The following is a 15,144-nucleotide window of genomic DNA, read 5'->3' as shown; positions in this document are numbered from 1 at the left end:
GCGTCGTCGTGTTCGAGGGGGGTGGAATCGTCGACGATCTCGATCCCGTCGTCCTGGGCGAGGGCTTGGGCCTCGGCGACCTGCGAGGCGGCCGGCTGGATGGGCCGGTCGAACACCGTGGAATCCTCCGGGGCGTCGATGGGGCGCGGGCGCTGGTCCACCTGACCCATGCCGCGGCCGAGGATCTCCGCGAGCCGGTCGTCACCCGCCTCGTCCGAGCCGATCCGCCGTCCGCGGCGCGACTGCAGGACGTCGAGCAGATCGTCCGCCTGGCTCGCCTCGTGCTGCAACTGCCGCAATGTCGCGGTGGGTGCGGGGGGTAGCGCGTGGGCGGCCGCGCCGAGCGGGCCGCTCTCCTGGTGCTCCTGACCCAGCGCGCGCGCCCAGTCGTTCTCCGGACGCACGGTCCGGTTCGCGGGGTTGTAACTCCACTGCGCGGGACCCGGGATGTCCGGGGCATCCTGCGAGGCGTCCACCGCGGAGAAGCTCAGCTGCACGGTCCACAACTGGTCCTCGCGCAACCACGCGTCCCAGTCGAAGGACGAGCGGTCCACACCGAGCTCGGCGGCACGCTCGTCCACGGTCTCGCGCAGGGTGCGGGGCTCGCCCTCGAACACGGAGCGGTAGCCCTCGTGGGAGGGGTTGGTTCCGGAGACCGTGACCCGGCACGCCTCGGCGACCATGTGGGAGCGTTCGGCCAGGATGGGCCATTCGTACCGCTTGACGCGTTCGGCCTCCCACCCGGACTCGGCCACGACGTCCTCGACGCTCGCGCCGGCGCGGAAGCGGGCCTGGATGTCACGCGGACCGAAGGACCCTCCGCCGCGCCCATGAGAGGGGGGTTTGCGGCGCGCGTGCTGGATCGTCTGACGCAATTGCTGGTCGATCTTCAGCCGGTACCGGGTTGAATCGGGGGTCTCCACGATGAGGTGCTCACCGTCGTCGTGCACTCCTACCAGGCGCAACTGCTCCATGCTGTCCTTCCCTCGCCGTCGGGGGCACCACGCGATCCGGGGTGCGCTCGGCGCGCTCGTAGCGTCAGTGTAGTGGCACGCCCGGGCGCCGTCCGGGACCGGCGGGACGGCCACCCGCACAGGCACCGCGTGTGTCATCCGGACGAGCGGATCCACCGCCCGAGGTGGAAATCTTGCTCTGCGAGAAAACCTCGGCGTCGCCACTGGCTTTTTCCGCGTCCATGGTGAACAATCTACGCGACACGGCCCGGGGGTAGAGCCCTCGGGAGTTGTTTTTCGCAGGGATTTTCGTGAAGACCGGTTGGAGCGGATAGACACATGGCCACAGACTACGACGCACCGCGTAAGCAGGACGAAGACCTCAAGGAAGACTCCATCGAGGAGCTCCAGTCCCGGCGGTCGGACCAACAGTCCGGAAGCGTTGACGAGGACGAGGCCACCGCGGCGGAGAGCTTCGAACTCCCCGGCGCGGACCTCTCCAACGAGGAACTGTCCGTCGTGGTGCTCCCGGCCCAGGACGACGAGTTCACGTGTGGCTCGTGCTTCCTGGTGCGCCACCGTTCGCAGCTCGCCGAGGAGCGCGATGGCGTGAAGTACTGCCACGAGTGCCTGGGCTGAGCCCCGGGTCCACGACCGCATGACGACGGGCGCTCACCCTCGGGTGAGCGCCCGTTGTCTTTCTGCTCGTCCGTGATCGTGCTCGTCAGACCCGGTCGCCGCGGTTACCCGCCGAACGGGAGCCCGCATTGATCGCCTCGGCCAACCGCTCGGGGTGGCGAGTCGCGGTGAGCCAGTACGGGGTGGGGTCCACCGGGTCCACGATCTCGATCCGGCACAGGTCCGGCATCGACACACGGAAGTTCATGAAGGCGCGCCCGTCCAGGTCGGGTCCGCGCGCAGCACGCGCCTCGGCGCCGACCAGCGGACGAGCATCGCCCACGTACTGTCTTTCGATGTACGCCCGGCCCACGCGCAGGTCCTGGTCGGTGACCACGATGCTCGGCGCCCCCAGGTGCAGCACGAGCCCGATCACGACCATCAGCACCACGGCCACGATCACGCCCACGGCGATGCTGATGGGTGCCACGGCCACGAATCCGGCCGCGCCCACGAAGACCACGATGAGCCATACCCACCACGCGACGATCAGCTTCTCCTCGTACTGCACGTCCGCTCGGACGTTCTCCTGGGCCTGGGACGGGTGCTCTGCGGGTGAGGACGCCGCGGCCGCCCCGAAATCTGGGTGGGAACTCATGCCCCCACCTTGACACATTCCCCCTGGACGCCGCCCGCGTCCGCGCCGTCAGGCCCGCGCGTTACAGTGGGGCATTGTGACCGAAATGAGCGAGTCGGCCGCGGTGACCGTGGCCCTGCACCTGTTGGACCCGGACCTGCCCGCCCCCGCCTATGCACGTCCCGGTGACGCCGGAGCGGACCTGCGCGCCCGCCACGACGTCGAACTCGGCCCGGGCCGGCGCGCGCTCGTGGACACAGGGGTGGCGCTCGCGATCCCCGCGGGGTACGTGGGTCTTGTGCACCCGCGCTCCGGGCTCGCGGCCAAGCATGGGCTGACCGTGGTCAATGCACCGGGCACCGTGGACAGCGGCTACCGTGGCGAACTCAAGGTGTGCCTGCTCAACACGGATCCGCATGAGAGCTACACGGTGCGCCGCGGTGAGCGGATCGCCCAGCTCGTGATCCAGGAAGTGGTCACCGCCCGCTTCGAGCTCACCACCGAACTCCCCGACAGCGAGCGCGGTGCGAGCGGATTCGGGTCCACGGGGGCCCGCTGATCGCCGGCCCTCGCCCCCGCAGATTCCCCACCCACTCTTGGAGCAACTGATGTTCGGACGTAAGAAGCGCAACCGCGAGGCCTCGGAGCAGACACCGACCGAGTCCACGACCGCGTCGGCTGCCACCGAGGCCGCCCCGGACCAGGACGCGCCGGATCCTCGCGCCAACGGCCCGTGGGACGAGAGCGAGATGCCGGGTGAGCGCGCCGAGTACCTGGATCTCGGGGCCCTGCTGCTGAAGCCGGTCGCGCGCGTGGACGTGCGCGTCGAGCTGGATCCGCGGGACCGGGTGCCGCGGGCCGTGAACATGGACTTCGGGGGCGGTTCCGTCCAGGTGCAGGTCTTCACGGCCCCCAAGTCCTCCGGGTTGTGGGACGAGGTGCGCGCCGAGCTCGTGGCCGGGTTGCGGCGGGACGGGGGCGACCCCACGGTCTCCGACGGTCCCCTGGGCGTGCAGGTTAACGCGCAGTTCGCGGGCGTTACGCCCTCCGGCGAGAACGGGTTCCGGCTCGCACGCTTCGTGGGCATCGACGGTCCGCGCTGGTTCCTGCGCTGCGTCTACACAGGCGACGCCGCGCTGCCCGGGCCCACTGCGGAGGTGCTCGATGACGCCGTGCGCGGGCTCGTCGTCGTCCGCGGCCAGGACCCGCACCCGCCGCGCGACCTGCTCGCGCTCACGGTCCCCGAGGACGCCGAGGTGCACCCCGCGGGCGCGCCGACCGATGCGGACGAGGACGCGGGTCGGACCCCGGCGGAGCCAGGCGCCGCGGTGCAGGAGCCGCGGCGCGGCCCCGAGATTACCGAGATCGGCTGACACGGGTGGTCAACAACCCGCTCACGGGCGCGATCGACGTCGTCGCCGAACCCGAGGCCCACGCGGAGGACCTGACCCCGGAGCATCGGGCGCGGCAGCGGTGCCGTGCGGTCGTGGAGGGCGTGGTCGTGGAGGTCACGATCGCGCCCGTGACCGCGCCGCCGTACTACCGGGCGCTGCTGCGCGTGACGAACCCAGGGGCGCAGCCGTGCACGCTCGAACTGTTGTGGCACGGTCAGCACGTGGTCCCGGGCGTCACCGCCGGCACCAAGCTGCGCTGCCTCGCCGTGGTGTGCTTCCCGGACGGGGTGGCCACCATGTACAATCCGCGCTACGAGATCATCACCCCCAAGAAGGCCGTGCGATGACGTCCCCGCCGGACCCCACGGAACCCGCACCGCAGAGCGCGGGCGACCGCATGGGCCGCGCCGCCGAGGATTTCGCCCGGCGCTCGGGCCTGCGCCGGGACACCAACGGCCAACTGGACGTGCTCAGCGCCGTGGGCGGCTGGCGCGGCGTGATCGAATCCATCCTCCCGGGACTCGTGTACCTCGCGTGTGTGGTGCTCACGGGGGAGTTGGTCCCGGCGTTGTTGGCGTCACTGGGCACGGCCGCCGTGTTCACCGTGCTCCGGCTGGCGCAGCGCCAGGCCGTGACCCAGGCGATCGCCGGGCTCATGGGCGTGGGGGTGTGCACGCTGTTCGCCCGCGCGGGCGGGCAGGCGCTGGACTACTACGTGCCCGGGTTCATCACGAACGTCGTGGCGCTGGTCCTGTTGAGCATCTCGGCGGCCGTTGGGTGGCCGCTGCTGGGCGTCGTCTTCGGCTACGTGCGCGGTGAATCCGTGGAATGGCGCCGCGACCCGCTGCGGCGCGTGGCCTATCAGCGGGTCAACGGTCTGCTCATCGCGATGTTCGCGACCCGGTTGCTCGTGCAGGTCCCGCTGTACGTCGCGGAGAACGTCACGGCGCTCGGGATCGCGCGCTTGGTCATGGGGGCCCCGCTGTACGCCGCTGTGCTGTGGGTGGCATGGCTGTGGAGCCGCCCTCGCCGTGAGCAGCCTGCAGGTTGACGTCCCGGGCCGTGGTGAACATGGCCCGCAACTGGTCCTCACCCTCCGCCGTGGTGATGAAGAACAGCTCGTCCCCGCTCTCCAGGACGTCGTCGCCGGACGGTGCGATCGGCACGCCGTCGCGCAGGATCGCCACGAGCGCCACGTCCTGGGGCCACGGCACCTGGGTCACGGTGCTCGCGACCACGGGGTGTTCCCGGGGCACCGTGTAGGCGGACAGCGTGGCCGAGCCGGTCTGGAAGCTCAGCAGGCGCACGACGTCGCCCACCTCCACGGCTTCCTCCACGAGCGCCGTCATCAACCGCGGGGTGGATACGGCCACGTCCACGCCCCACGCGTCGTCGAAGAGCCACTCGTTCTTGGGGTGGTTGACACGCCCCACGGTGCGGGGCACCCCGAACTCGCTGCGCGCGAGCAACGAGACGACCAGGTTGGCCTTGTCGTCACCGGTCGCGGCCACGACCACGTCCGCCTCCTCCGCGCGCGCCCGTTGCAGGACCTGGAGATCGCACGCGTCCCCCACGACCCACTGCGCACCGCGCAGGTTGGAGCGCCCGATCACCTCCGCGGTGGCGTCCACCACGACCACGTCGTGGCCGTGCGACAACAGTTCCCGAGCGATCGAGGATCCCACGGACCCTCCGCCTACAATCACCACGTGCATCAGTCACGCCCCCGCGTCCCAGGGGTCGCGGCGAGCGCCACGGCCTCCATGACCTCGTCCGACGGCGGTCGGGACAGCACCCGGGCCACGCGTTCCACGTCCTCCACGCGCATCATGGCGTGCACGATGTCCCCCTGCTGGTAGCTCGTGTCGCTCGCGGGCAGGATGCCCTCCCCGAACCGGGTCACGAACGCGACCCGCACACCGGCGGCCTCCTCGATCCGGTCCAGGTGCAGTCCGGACCACGCGTCGTCCAGGGGCAGTTCCCCGAGCTGCAGGCGGCCGGAGGCCTCCCGGAAGTCACCCGTGATGGCGTGTTCGGGCAGGATGCGGCGCAGCACCTGGTCCGCGCTCCAGCGCACGGACGCGACCGTGGGAATGCCCATGCGCTGGTAGAACTCCGCGCGGGTGGGGTCGTAGATCCGGGCGACCACGTGCTTGACCTTGAAGGTCTCCCGCGCCACGCGCGCGGCGATGATGTTGGAATTGTCCCCCGAGGAGACCGCGGCGAACGCGTAGGCGTCCGCGATCCCCGCGCGTTGCAGCACCTCGCGGTCGAAACCGTGGCCCGTGACCTTTTTGCCGCTGAACGAGGGCCGCAGTTTGCGGAACGCCCGGTCGTCCTGGTCGATCACGGCAACCGTGTGCCCGGAGTCCTCGAGGGCGTGCGCGAGGGTGATCCCCACCCGGCCCACGCCCATGATCACGAAATGCGCCATGAGCCACAGCATAGGGCCCGCGGCACGGGACAAGGCCCGGCCGAGGGACTAGCGTGTTCCCACGTGTATGTGTCCCAAATGCTGCGCCGCGCGCTCGTGGGCAAACCGATCCACAACGAGCGCGCCGCGGGCACGGTGCTCTCCAAGGGCACCGCCCTGCCGGTGTTCGCGTCCGATGCCCTGTCCTCGGTCGCGTACGCCCCGGATGAGATCGTCCTGACGCTCGCCCTCGCGGGTTCCGCGGCGATCCTGCTGTCCCCGTGGGTGGGCCTCGCGGTCCTCGCCGTGCTCGCGGTGATCATCACCGCGTACCGGCAGAACGTGCGCGTGTACCCCTCGGGCGGGGCGGACTTCGAGATCGCGTCCAAGAACCTCGGCCGGCCCGCCGGTGCCGCGGTGGGTGCTGCTCTGATGGTGGACTACACGCTCGTCGTGGCCGTGTCCATGGCCGCCGCCGCGCAGTACCTCGCCGCGGCCGTCCCGTGGCTCGTGGGCCACCAGACGGTCGTGGCCGTCGCGGGGATCGCGCTCGTGGGCTTGCTCAACCTGCGCGGACTCAAATTCATGGGTCGCGCGTCCTCGGTGCCCACGTACGCGTTCGTGGGGGTCGTGCTGATCCTCGTGCTCGTGGGCTTCGGCCAGGACGTCACGGGAACACTGCAGCGCGCGCCGTCGGCGGGTTACGACGTCGTCCCGGCCGCGGGCATGGACGGGGGGCTCATGGGCCTGGCCGGGGCCATGCTCGTGCTGCGCGCGTTCTCCTCGGGTGCCGTGGCCCTGACGGGCGTGGAGACCATCACGCACTCCGTGCCGTTCTTTCGCAAGCCCAAGGCCCTCAACGCGGCGCGCACGCTCGCGGTGCTCGGAGCGCTGTCCGCGGTGTTGCTGCTCGGGGTGCTCTACCTGACCCGGCGCACGGGCGCGGTGGTCGTGATGGACCCCGCGCGGCAACTGTTGATCGACGGCCGCGCACCGGAGCCCGACTTCTACCAGGTGCCCATCCTGGGCCAGATCGCGCAGGCCGTGGCGGGGGCGGATTCCGTGTGGTTCGTGATCCTCGTTCTCGTGACCGTGGGCGTGCTGTTCATGGCCGCGAACACGGCGTACTCGGGCTTCCCCGTGCTGGCCTCACGCCTCGCGTCCGCCGCATTGCTGCCCCGGCAGTTGCAGAGCCGGGGGGACCGCTTCGCGTTCACCAACGGCATCATCCTGTTGTCCGTGGTCGCGGCGGTCTTCACAATCGTGTTCGGCGCGAACGTCAACGGGCTCATCCAGCTCTACGTGGTGGGGGCGTTCTTCGCGTTCACGCTGACCCAGGCGGGCATGGTGCGGCACTGGGCCAGGGTGCGCCGCACGAGCACGTCGCAGAGTCCGCACCGCCGGATCGCCGGGCGCTGGGCCGTGGCGGTGATCGCCCTGATCGCGTGTGCGGCGGTGTTCGTGGTGGTACTCGTGACCAAGTTCGCCCAGGGCGCGTGGCTCACGATCGTCGCGATCGCCCTGATCACCGTGTTGATGCGCGCCATCGGGCACCACTACCGCTCGGTGGACACCGAACTCGAGGTGCACCAAAACTCGGGGGTGCGGGCCCTGCCGTCCCGCGTGCACTCGATCATCGTGGTTACCTCGGTGCGCAAGCCCGTGGTGCACGCCCTGACCTATGCGCGGGCCTCCCGTCCGTCCAGCCTCGAGGCCGTGGTGGTGGACACGGACCGCGCGCGCACCGAACAGATCGTGAAGCAGTGGGAGGCCCTGGAGATCCCCGTGCCCGTCACGGTCCTCGCCTCGCCCTACCGCGATACCGTGGGACCCATCGTCGCTCACATCCGCGGCATCCGCCGCAAGTCCCCGCGGGACCTCGTGATCGTGTACCTGCCCGAGTACGTGGTGGGCCGCGGATGGGAACGCTTCCTGCACAACCAGGCCATCCGCCCGTTGCGGGCGCGGTTGCACTACGAACGCGGAGTCATGATCGCCTCCGTACCCTGGCACCTCGAATCGGTGCGCGAACTACGACTCACGGAGAACAACGAATGACCGAGTCCCCCGATCACCTCGAGCTGCACCTGGGCGCCGTGGCCCACGGCGGCCACGTGGTGGCCCGCACGGACGAGGGGCGCGTGGTCTTCGTGCGCCACGGGTTGCCGGGGGAGCTGGTTCGGGTGCGGCTCACCGACCGGGACCCCGCGGCGTCGTTCTGGCGCGCTGACGTCACGGACGTGCTCGAACCCGTCCCCGGGCGCCGGGAGGTACACCCGTGGGAGCAGGCGGACGCGCTCGTCGCGGCGCGCGCGGACCGGTCACCGCTGGGCGGGGCCGAGTTCGGGCACGCGGATCTGACGACCCAGCGCGAACTCAAACGCCACGTGATCGCCGAGCAACTGGGCCACCTGGCCGGCCACGACTGGGACGGCGAGGTGCAGCCCGTCGCGGGGGAGAGCCCCGATGGCACCGGGTGGCGCACCCGGTTGCACCTGGACGTGGCCCCCGACGGCACACCCGGGATGTACCCCCACCGCGGCACCGAGCTCGGTCCCGTCACGGACATGCCCCTGGCCACGGACGCGATCCGCGCCCTGACCCCGTGGTCGCTGGAGTACCCCGGTGCGGCCCGCGTGGACGTCGCCGCGCCGGCAGGGGGAGCGGCACCGCTGCTGCACGTGGGGCTGCGCCCGGATGCCGCGCCGGAGCAGGTCACCGCCCTGCGGGATCGGTTGAGCGCATGGGCGGGGGACCGCGGGGTGAGCGTCACCGCGCGCTCGCCGCACGAGCGGGACACCCAGTTGTGGGCGGGCACCGACCACGTCCAAGAGACCCTCGAGTTGCCCGGCGCTACCGATCCCGAGCCGCTGCGCTGGCGCATAAGTCCCACGGGCTTCTGGCAGATCCATCGCGGCGCTCCCGGGACCCTCGCCCGCGCGGTACTGGACGGCGCCGGTCTGCGCCCCGGGGACAGCGTGTGGGACCTGTACAGCGGCGCCGGTCTGTTCACCGCGGTGGCCGCGCGCGCCGTGGGCCCCACGGGGTGCGTCTTCGCGGTCGAGGGCTCGCCCGTGACCTCCGCCGACGCCGCCCATAACCTCGCCCGCGCCCCGCACGTCACGAGCGTGCGCGGGGACGTGGCGCGCGTGCTCACTGGACCGGGCGGGCGGGTCGTGGTTCCACACCGCGGCCACCGCGCCCGGACGTCGTCGTCCTGGACCCGCCGCGCGCCGGTGCGGCCAAGGAGGTGCTGGCCGCGGTGGACCGTGCCGCACCGCGCACGATCGTGTACGTCGCGTGCGATCCCGCCGCGCTCGGCCGGGACCTGGGGCGGTTGCGGCGCCGGGGCTGGCGGATCGAGGGCGTCGAGGCATTCGATCTGTACCCGAACACGCACCACGTGGAAGCCGTCGCGGTGCTCAACTGCGAGGGCTGAACCGGGCGGCCGCACGACGGCCCACGTCATCGTGACGCGGACGCCCGGGAATCCCCGGAGTGACGGAGCGCACGGGCTACACTGACAGGGACTGTTCCACGCGCGGGGGACACCTGTAGTGTGCCGCGCGCGCCGAACGCAACCGACGGTGGCGAGAGGAGTTCCACACCATGACTGTGGACAGCTTTGGAGCCAAGGACGTTCTCAACGTCAAGGGCACCGACTACGAAATTTTCCGACTGGACGCCGTGGAGGGAGCCCAGAAGCTCCCCTACAGCTTGAAGGTCCTGCTCGAGAACCTGCTGCGCACCGAGGACGGTGCCAACGTGACGAGCAAGCACATTGAAGCCCTGGGCAACTGGGACCCCGAGGCCCAGCCCGACACGGAGATCCAGTTCACCCCTGGTCGCGTGATCATGCAGGACTTCACCGGCGTTCCCTGCATCGTGGACCTGGCCACCATGCGTGAGGCCGTGGCAGATCTCGGCGGCGACCCCTCCCGTGTGAACCCGCTCGCCCCGGCCGAGCTGGTCATCGACCACTCCGTGCAGATCGACGCGTTCGGTTCCGCGGACGCGATCGAGCGCAACATGGACATCGAGTACCAGCGCAACGGCGAGCGCTACCAGTTCCTGCGCTGGGGCCAGACCGCGTTCGATGACTTCAAGGTGGTCCCGCCCGGGATGGGCATCGTCCACCAGGTCAACATCGAGAACCTGGCCCGCGTGGTCATGACCCGCGAGGTTGACGGCACGCTGCGCGCTTACCCGGACACCTGTGTGGGCACCGACTCCCACACCACCATGGAGAACGGCATCGGCGTGCTCGGTTGGGGTGTGGGCGGCATTGAGGCCGAGGCCGCGATGCTCGGTCAGCCCATCTCCATGCTGATCCCGCGCGTGGTGGGTTTCAAGCTCACCGGCGAGATCCCCTCCGGTGCGACCGCCACGGACGTGGTGCTGACCATCACGGAGATGCTGCGTGAGCACGGTGTCGTGGGTAAGTTCGTGGAGTTCTACGGTGAGGGCGTGGCAGCGGTGCCGCTGGCCAACCGCGCCACGATCGGCAACATGTCCCCGGAGTTCGGTTCCACCGCGGCGATCTTCCCGATCGACCAGGTGACCCTGGACTACCTGGCGCTCACGGGCCGCTCCGAGGAGCAGATCGCCCTGATCGAGGCGTACACCAAGGAACAGGGCATGTGGCACGACCCCGAGCACGAGGTCGCCTACTCCGAGTACCTCGAGTTGGACCTGTCCACCGTGGTCCCCTCGATCTCCGGGCCCAAGCGTCCCCAGGACCGCATCGAGCTGACCCGATCCAAGGAACAGTTCCGCGACGACCTCGTGAACTACGTGGCCGAGGACAAGTCCGTGGAGGTGGACCCGGACGTCGTCGAGTCCTTCCCGGCCTCCGACGCCCCCTCCCACGACGCGACCGATGAGCAGGACCCCCAGGACGCGCCGCGCGAGAGCTCCGCGGACGACATGAAGGAGCGCCCCGAGCACCGAGTGGAGGTCTCCATGGAGGACGGCCGTCACTTCGAGCTGGACCACGGTGCCGTGTCGATCGCCTCGATCACGTCCTGCACCAACACGTCTAACCCCTCGGTGATGATGGCCGCGGCCGTGCTCGCGCGCAACGCCACGGAGAAGGGCCTCAAGGCCAAGCCGTGGGTCAAGACCTCGATCGCCCCGGGTTCGCGCGTGGTCACCGAGTACTACGAGAAGTCCGGTCTGGTCCCGGCGCTCGAGGAGCTCGGCTTCTACATCGTGGGTTACGGCTGCACCACGTGCATCGGCAACTCCGGTCCTCTGGAGCCCGAGATCTCCCAGGCCGTGCAGGAAAACGACCTCGCCGTGACCTCGGTGCTCTCCGGTAACCGCAACTTCGAGGGCCGAATCAACCCGGACGTGAAGATGAACTACCTCGCGTCCCCGCCGCTGGTCATCGCGTACGCGCTGGCCGGGACCATGGACTTTGACTTCGAGAACGAGCCTTTGGGCCAGGACTCGAACGGTCAGGACGTGTTCCTCAAGGACATCTGGCCGGACCCCACCGAGGTCCAGAAGATCATCGATGCCTCGATCGACACCGATATGTTCGACCGCGAGTACGGCACCATCTTCGACGGTGACGAGCGTTGGCAGAACCTGGACACCCCCACGGGTGACGTGTTCGAGTGGGACCCCGAGTCCACCTACGTGCGCAAGCCACCGTACTTCGAGGGCATGACCATGGAGACCACTCCGGTGGAGGACATCGAGGGTGCGCGCGTGCTGCTCAAGCTGGGCGATTCCGTGACCACGGACCACATCTCCCCGGCCGGTTCGTTCAAGAGCGACACGCCCGCGGGCAGGTACCTCACGGAGCACGGCGTGCAGCGCAAGGACTTCAACTCCTACGGTTCCCGCCGTGGTAACCACGAGGTCATGATCCGCGGTACGTTCGCGAACATCCGCATCAAGAACCAGTTGCTCGACGGCGTGGAGGGCGGTTTCACCCGCGACTTCACTCAGGAGGGTGGCCCGCAGGCCGCCGTGTACGACGCCGCGATGAACTACCAGGAGGCCGGTGTTCCCCTGGTGGTGCTGGGCGGCAAGGAGTACGGCTCCGGTTCCTCGCGTGACTGGGCGGCCAAGGGCACGTCCCTGCTGGGTGTGCGCGCGGTCATCGCGCAGTCCTACGAGCGCATCCACCGTTCCAACCTGATCGGCATGGGCGTGCTGCCCCTGCAGTTCCCCGAGGGCGAGTCCGCGGACTCCCTGGGGTTGGACGGCACCGAGACGTTCTCGATCGAAGGGGTCACCGCGCTCAACGACGGCCAGACCCCCAAGACCCTGAAGGTCACGGCCACCAAGGAAGACGGTTCCACCGTGGAGTTCGACGCCGTGCTGCGCATCGACACCCCGGGTGAGGCCGACTACTACCGTAACGGCGGCATCCTGCAGTACGTGCTGCGTCAGATCGCCAAGTAATAGATCCTCGGATCGTACCGTCGGCCGGTGATCCCCGCTCGGGGGTCACCGGCCGACGGCGTTGCGGGCGTCGTTCGCCGTGGCCCAGGCCAAGCGACGGGACGGGGCCCCGGCCAGGGCGAGTAAGATCGGACGGAGCATTCGGGCGCATCATGATCCCCCCGCCGGACGAGCACCCGTCCGGTGCGGGCCCGAAGAGGACGAGACATCCACGGAGAGCAGGCTATGACGCTTCTGGAGACCATCGAGGGACCCGAAGACCTACGGGGGCTGGACGCCGCGGCCATGGAGCAGTTGGCCGCCGAGATCCGTTCCTTCCTGATCACCCACGTCTCCGCGACCGGGGGTCACCTGGGGCCGAACCTGGGTGTCGTGGAGCTCACCCTCGCGGTGCACCGCGTGTTCGACTCGCCCCAGGACTCGATCGTCTTCGACACCGGGCACCAGTCCTACGTGCACAAGCTCGTCACGGGTCGCCAGGACTTCGACACCCTGCGCCAGGAGGGTGGCCTCGCGGGCTACCCGTCCCGCACGGAGTCCGAACACGACATCGTGGAGTCCTCCCACGCGTCGTCGTCCCTGTCCTGGGCGGACGGGATCTCGCGCGGTTACGCGCTCACGGGCCAGGACGACCGGCACACCATCGCGGTGATCGGGGACGGCGCCCTGACCGGTGGCATGGCGTGGGAGGCCGTGAACAACATCGCCTCGGACCGGGACCGCAAAGTCGTGATCGTGGTCAACGACAACGGCCGCTCCTACGCGCCCACCGTGGGCGGGTTCGCGAACCACCTGCGCGAGCTGCAGGCCAGCGTGCAGCAGGGCGTGGACGCCGTGCGCACGGACCGCCGCTACGAGCAGACCCTCGCGAAGGCTAAGCGCCTGCTGACGTCCTCGGGCCACCTGGGCCAGGCCGTGTACCGCGGTCTGCACGGGATGAAGCAGGGTATCAAGGACGTGGTGGTCCAGCAGGGGATCTTCGAGGACCTCGGCATGAAGTACGTGGGTCCGGTGGACGGCCATGACCTCGCCGCGATGGAACAAGCGCTCACGAATGCCCGCAACTTCGGTGGCCCGGTCATCGTCCACGCCATCACCGAGAAGGGCCACGGCTACTTGCCCGCCCGCCTGGACGCGAACGACCAGTTCCACTCCGTGCCCGTGATCGACCCCACCACGGGCAAACCCACGAGCACCGCCTCGGCCCGCTCGTGGACGCACGTCTTCCGCGACGAGATCGCCGCGATCGCGGATGAGCGCGAGGACATCGTGGGCATCACCGGCGCCATGTTGATCCCCATGGGACTGCAGAAGATGCAGATGGCACACCCGCAGCGCGTCGTGGACGTGGGGATCGCCGAACAGCACGCGCTGACCATGGCCGCGGGCATGGCGTTCAGCGGGCTGCACCCGGTCGTGGGCCTGTACGCGACGTTCCTCAACCGCGGCTTCGACCAGCTGCTCATGGACGTGGCCCTGCATCACGCGGGCGTCACGGTCGTGCTGGACCGCGCGGGCGTCACCGGCCCGGACGGGCCGAGCCACCACGGGATGTGGGACCTCGCACTGTTGCAGATCGTGCCGGGGCTGCACCTCGCGGCCCCGCGGGACGAGGCCACCATGGTCGAGGAGCTGCGCGAGGCGGTTGCCGTCTCCGACGCACCCACCGTGGTGCGCTACCCCAAGGGCGCGGTGGGTGCGCCGCTGCCCGCCCTCGAGCGACTGAGCGGCGGGGTGGACGTCCTCGCCCGCAACGGCGAGGCCTCCGGCAAGGGCGTGGATCACCGCGACGTGCTGATCGTGGGCGTGGGCGCCATGTGCGTCACCGCGCTGGACGTCTCCGAACGTCTCGCCGCCCACGGTGTCTCCTCCACCGTGGTGGACCCCCGCTGGGTGCTGCCCGTGCCGCAGGCGGTCGTGGAGCAGGCAGCGACGCACCGGATCGTGGTGGTGATCGAGGACGGTGTGCGCGCCGGGGGCATCGGTTCGCTCATCCGCCAGGAGATGCGCGCCCAGGGCGTGGACACCGCGCTCAACGAGGTGGGGTTACCCACCGAGTTCCTCGAGCACGCGAGCCGCGAGCAGATCCTGCAGCACACGGGGTTGACCGCCCAGCGCATCGCCCAGGACACGCTCGCGTCCGTCCTGGGCACCAAGGTCCCGTACGCGCGCCCCGTGGCCGAAGACGCCGCGCAGCTCACCGTGCCGCGCTCCGGGGAGCAACCGCGCGACGAACGCTGAACCACCAGCGCTGATCCACGAATGCGGATCCGGGGACGCTGCTCCACGGACCGTTTGCCGCCGGACGGCTGCGGTGCGTGGCGAACGGACCCGCGCGGTTCAGCCCACGATGACGCGCCCGTTGCGCACCGTGACCGGGTACTCAGTGAGTCCCCTGGGTGCGGGCCCGCCCTTGACCTCGCCCGTGGCCATGTCGAACGCCGAGCTGTGGCACGGGCACACGTACTGCCGGTTGGCGGGATTGACGATGCACCCCTCGTGCGAGCACACGGGAGAGAACGCGGTGAACGTGCCCTCGGTGGGCTGTCCCACCACGGCCTGCACACCACCGGAGTCCACCTTGACCCCCGACCCCACGGGGATGTCCGCGGCGGCGGCCACGTCCACGGGGGTGGCCGACGCGGTGGGGGTGGCCGCGGCGTCGTCGTCCGATCCGCCGCCCGAACCGCACGCGCTCAACCCGACCGCGCC

General features: G+C 70.1%; 14 protein-coding genes and 1 pseudogene. 10 read left to right on the top strand and 5 right to left on the bottom strand.

Annotated features, from left to right (window positions below):
• The coding region (sepH, locus tag J1M36_RS00855) for a septation protein SepH (RefSeq protein WP_206478332.1) at nucleotides 1-974 on the bottom strand (974 nt) is incomplete at its 3' end.
• 318 nt (nucleotides 975-1,292) lie between these two features.
• Here sepH and J1M36_RS00850 point away from each other — a divergent pair.
• Nucleotides 1,293-1,592, top strand: coding sequence for a DUF4193 domain-containing protein (locus tag J1M36_RS00850; protein ID WP_064847393.1), 300 nt, complete (start codon nucleotides 1,293-1,295; stop codon nucleotides 1,590-1,592).
• Nucleotides 1,593-1,677: 85 nt separating this feature from the next.
• Here J1M36_RS00850 and J1M36_RS00845 read toward each other — a convergent pair whose 3' ends face one another.
• A complete protein-coding gene (locus J1M36_RS00845; RefSeq protein WP_241246686.1) occupies nucleotides 1,678-2,229 on the bottom strand; it encodes a DUF3093 domain-containing protein in 552 nt (183 codons plus the stop codon).
• Nucleotides 2,230-2,314: 85 nt separating this feature from the next.
• Between J1M36_RS00845 and dut the strand changes: the two genes are divergently transcribed.
• The 4 genes from dut to J1M36_RS00825 are packed head-to-tail and all read left to right on the top strand — an operon-like array spanning nucleotide 2,315 to nucleotide 4,653.
• Entirely contained in the window at nucleotides 2,315-2,767 is a 453-nt protein-coding gene (gene dut / locus J1M36_RS00840) for a dUTP diphosphatase (protein WP_098054510.1), read from the top strand.
• 49 nt (nucleotides 2,768-2,816) lie between these two features.
• Nucleotides 2,817-3,581 (top strand): DUF3710 domain-containing protein, encoded by a 765-nt coding sequence (locus tag J1M36_RS00835; RefSeq protein WP_206478330.1) that lies wholly within the window; start codon nucleotides 2,817-2,819, stop codon nucleotides 3,579-3,581.
• Nucleotides 3,582-3,586: 5 nt separating this feature from the next.
• Nucleotides 3,587-3,949: a hypothetical protein gene (locus J1M36_RS00830; RefSeq protein ID WP_206478329.1), complete on the top strand. Its 363-nt coding sequence runs from the start codon at nucleotides 3,587-3,589 to the stop codon at nucleotides 3,947-3,949.
• Nucleotides 3,946-4,653, top strand: coding sequence for a DUF3159 domain-containing protein (locus J1M36_RS00825; protein ID WP_206478327.1), 708 nt, complete (start codon nucleotides 3,946-3,948; stop codon nucleotides 4,651-4,653). Before J1M36_RS00830 ends, J1M36_RS00825 begins: the two co-directional genes overlap by 4 nt.
• Here the strand turns inward: J1M36_RS00825 and J1M36_RS00820 are convergent.
• Together J1M36_RS00820 and J1M36_RS00815 are read right to left on the bottom strand one after the other, a co-directional pair.
• Nucleotides 4,571-5,317, bottom strand: a complete 747-nt coding sequence (locus J1M36_RS00820; protein ID WP_206398832.1) for a TrkA family potassium uptake protein — start codon at nucleotides 5,315-5,317, stop codon at nucleotides 4,571-4,573. The two genes, J1M36_RS00825 and J1M36_RS00820, sit on opposite strands and share 83 nt — an antisense overlap.
• Complete coding sequence (locus J1M36_RS00815) at nucleotides 5,317-6,036, bottom strand: TrkA family potassium uptake protein (protein ID WP_064846787.1); 720 nt, start codon at nucleotides 6,034-6,036, stop codon at nucleotides 5,317-5,319. Before J1M36_RS00815 ends, J1M36_RS00820 begins: the two co-directional genes overlap by 1 nt.
• 78 nt (nucleotides 6,037-6,114) lie before the next feature.
• On the opposite strand from J1M36_RS00815, the gene J1M36_RS00810 reads away from it, so the two are divergent.
• The 5 genes and pseudogenes from J1M36_RS00810 to dxs all read left to right on the top strand — a co-directional run bounded on the left by J1M36_RS00810 (nucleotide 6,115) and on the right by dxs (nucleotide 14,673).
• A complete protein-coding gene (locus J1M36_RS00810) occupies nucleotides 6,115-8,073 on the top strand; it encodes an APC family permease (RefSeq protein ID WP_241180736.1) in 1,959 nt (652 codons plus the stop codon).
• Nucleotides 8,070-8,165, top strand: a pseudogene (locus J1M36_RS12590) (hypothetical protein); the annotation flags it as partial. The gene J1M36_RS00810 and the pseudogene J1M36_RS12590, both read left to right, overlap by 4 nt.
• A 1,100-nt stretch (nucleotides 8,166-9,265) precedes the next feature.
• Nucleotides 9,266-9,454, top strand: coding sequence for a hypothetical protein (locus tag J1M36_RS12585; protein ID WP_342358270.1), 189 nt, complete (start codon nucleotides 9,266-9,268; stop codon nucleotides 9,452-9,454).
• Nucleotides 9,455-9,624: 170 nt separating this feature from the next.
• Nucleotides 9,625-12,432 carry an aconitate hydratase AcnA gene (acnA, locus tag J1M36_RS00800; protein WP_206478325.1) on the top strand — a complete coding sequence of 936 codons (2,808 nt, stop codon included), beginning with the start codon at nucleotides 9,625-9,627 and terminating at the stop codon, nucleotides 12,430-12,432.
• A 225-nt stretch (nucleotides 12,433-12,657) separates the two neighbouring features.
• On the top strand, nucleotides 12,658-14,673 hold the full coding sequence (gene dxs / locus J1M36_RS00795; RefSeq protein ID WP_206478323.1) for a 1-deoxy-D-xylulose-5-phosphate synthase: 2,016 nt from the start codon (nucleotides 12,658-12,660) through the stop codon (nucleotides 14,671-14,673).
• A 99-nt stretch (nucleotides 14,674-14,772) separates the two neighbouring features.
• Here dxs and J1M36_RS00790 read toward each other — a convergent pair.
• On the bottom strand, nucleotides 14,773-15,144 hold a 372-nt coding region (locus tag J1M36_RS00790), incomplete at its 5' end, for a Rieske (2Fe-2S) protein (RefSeq protein ID WP_206478322.1).

This window comes from Kocuria sp. KRD140 (assembly GCF_017168375.1).
GTDB classification, from domain to species: domain Bacteria; phylum Actinomycetota; class Actinomycetes; order Actinomycetales; family Micrococcaceae; genus Kocuria; species Kocuria marina.
The sequence above is the reverse complement of the archived record's forward strand: the minus strand, read 5'-3'. Positions and strand labels throughout refer to the sequence as shown.

What these genes read in the sequence shown, in the direction of transcription:
- J1M36_RS00815 (WP_064846787.1), bottom strand. Translation starts at nt 6,036, where the DNA reads ATGGCGCATTTCGTGATCATGGGCGTGGGCCGGGTGGGGATCACCCTC.
- J1M36_RS00835 (WP_206478330.1), top strand. Translation starts at nt 2,817, where the DNA reads ATGTTCGGACGTAAGAAGCGCAACCGCGAGGCCTCGGAGCAGACACCG.
- J1M36_RS00825 (WP_206478327.1), top strand. Translation starts at nt 3,946, where the DNA reads ATGACGTCCCCGCCGGACCCCACGGAACCCGCACCGCAGAGCGCGGGC.
- J1M36_RS00820 (WP_206398832.1), bottom strand. Translation starts at nt 5,317, where the DNA reads ATGCACGTGGTGATTGTAGGCGGAGGGTCCGTGGGATCCTCGATCGCT.
- dut (WP_098054510.1), top strand. Translation starts at nt 2,315, where the DNA reads ATGAGCGAGTCGGCCGCGGTGACCGTGGCCCTGCACCTGTTGGACCCG.
- J1M36_RS00810 (WP_241180736.1), top strand. Translation starts at nt 6,115, where the DNA reads ATGCTGCGCCGCGCGCTCGTGGGCAAACCGATCCACAACGAGCGCGCC.
- J1M36_RS00850 (WP_064847393.1), top strand. Translation starts at nt 1,293, where the DNA reads ATGGCCACAGACTACGACGCACCGCGTAAGCAGGACGAAGACCTCAAG.
- J1M36_RS00845 (WP_241246686.1), bottom strand. Translation starts at nt 2,229, where the DNA reads ATGAGTTCCCACCCAGATTTCGGGGCGGCCGCGGCGTCCTCACCCGCA.
- dxs (WP_206478323.1), top strand. Translation starts at nt 12,658, where the DNA reads ATGACGCTTCTGGAGACCATCGAGGGACCCGAAGACCTACGGGGGCTG.
- acnA (WP_206478325.1), top strand. Translation starts at nt 9,625, where the DNA reads ATGACTGTGGACAGCTTTGGAGCCAAGGACGTTCTCAACGTCAAGGGC.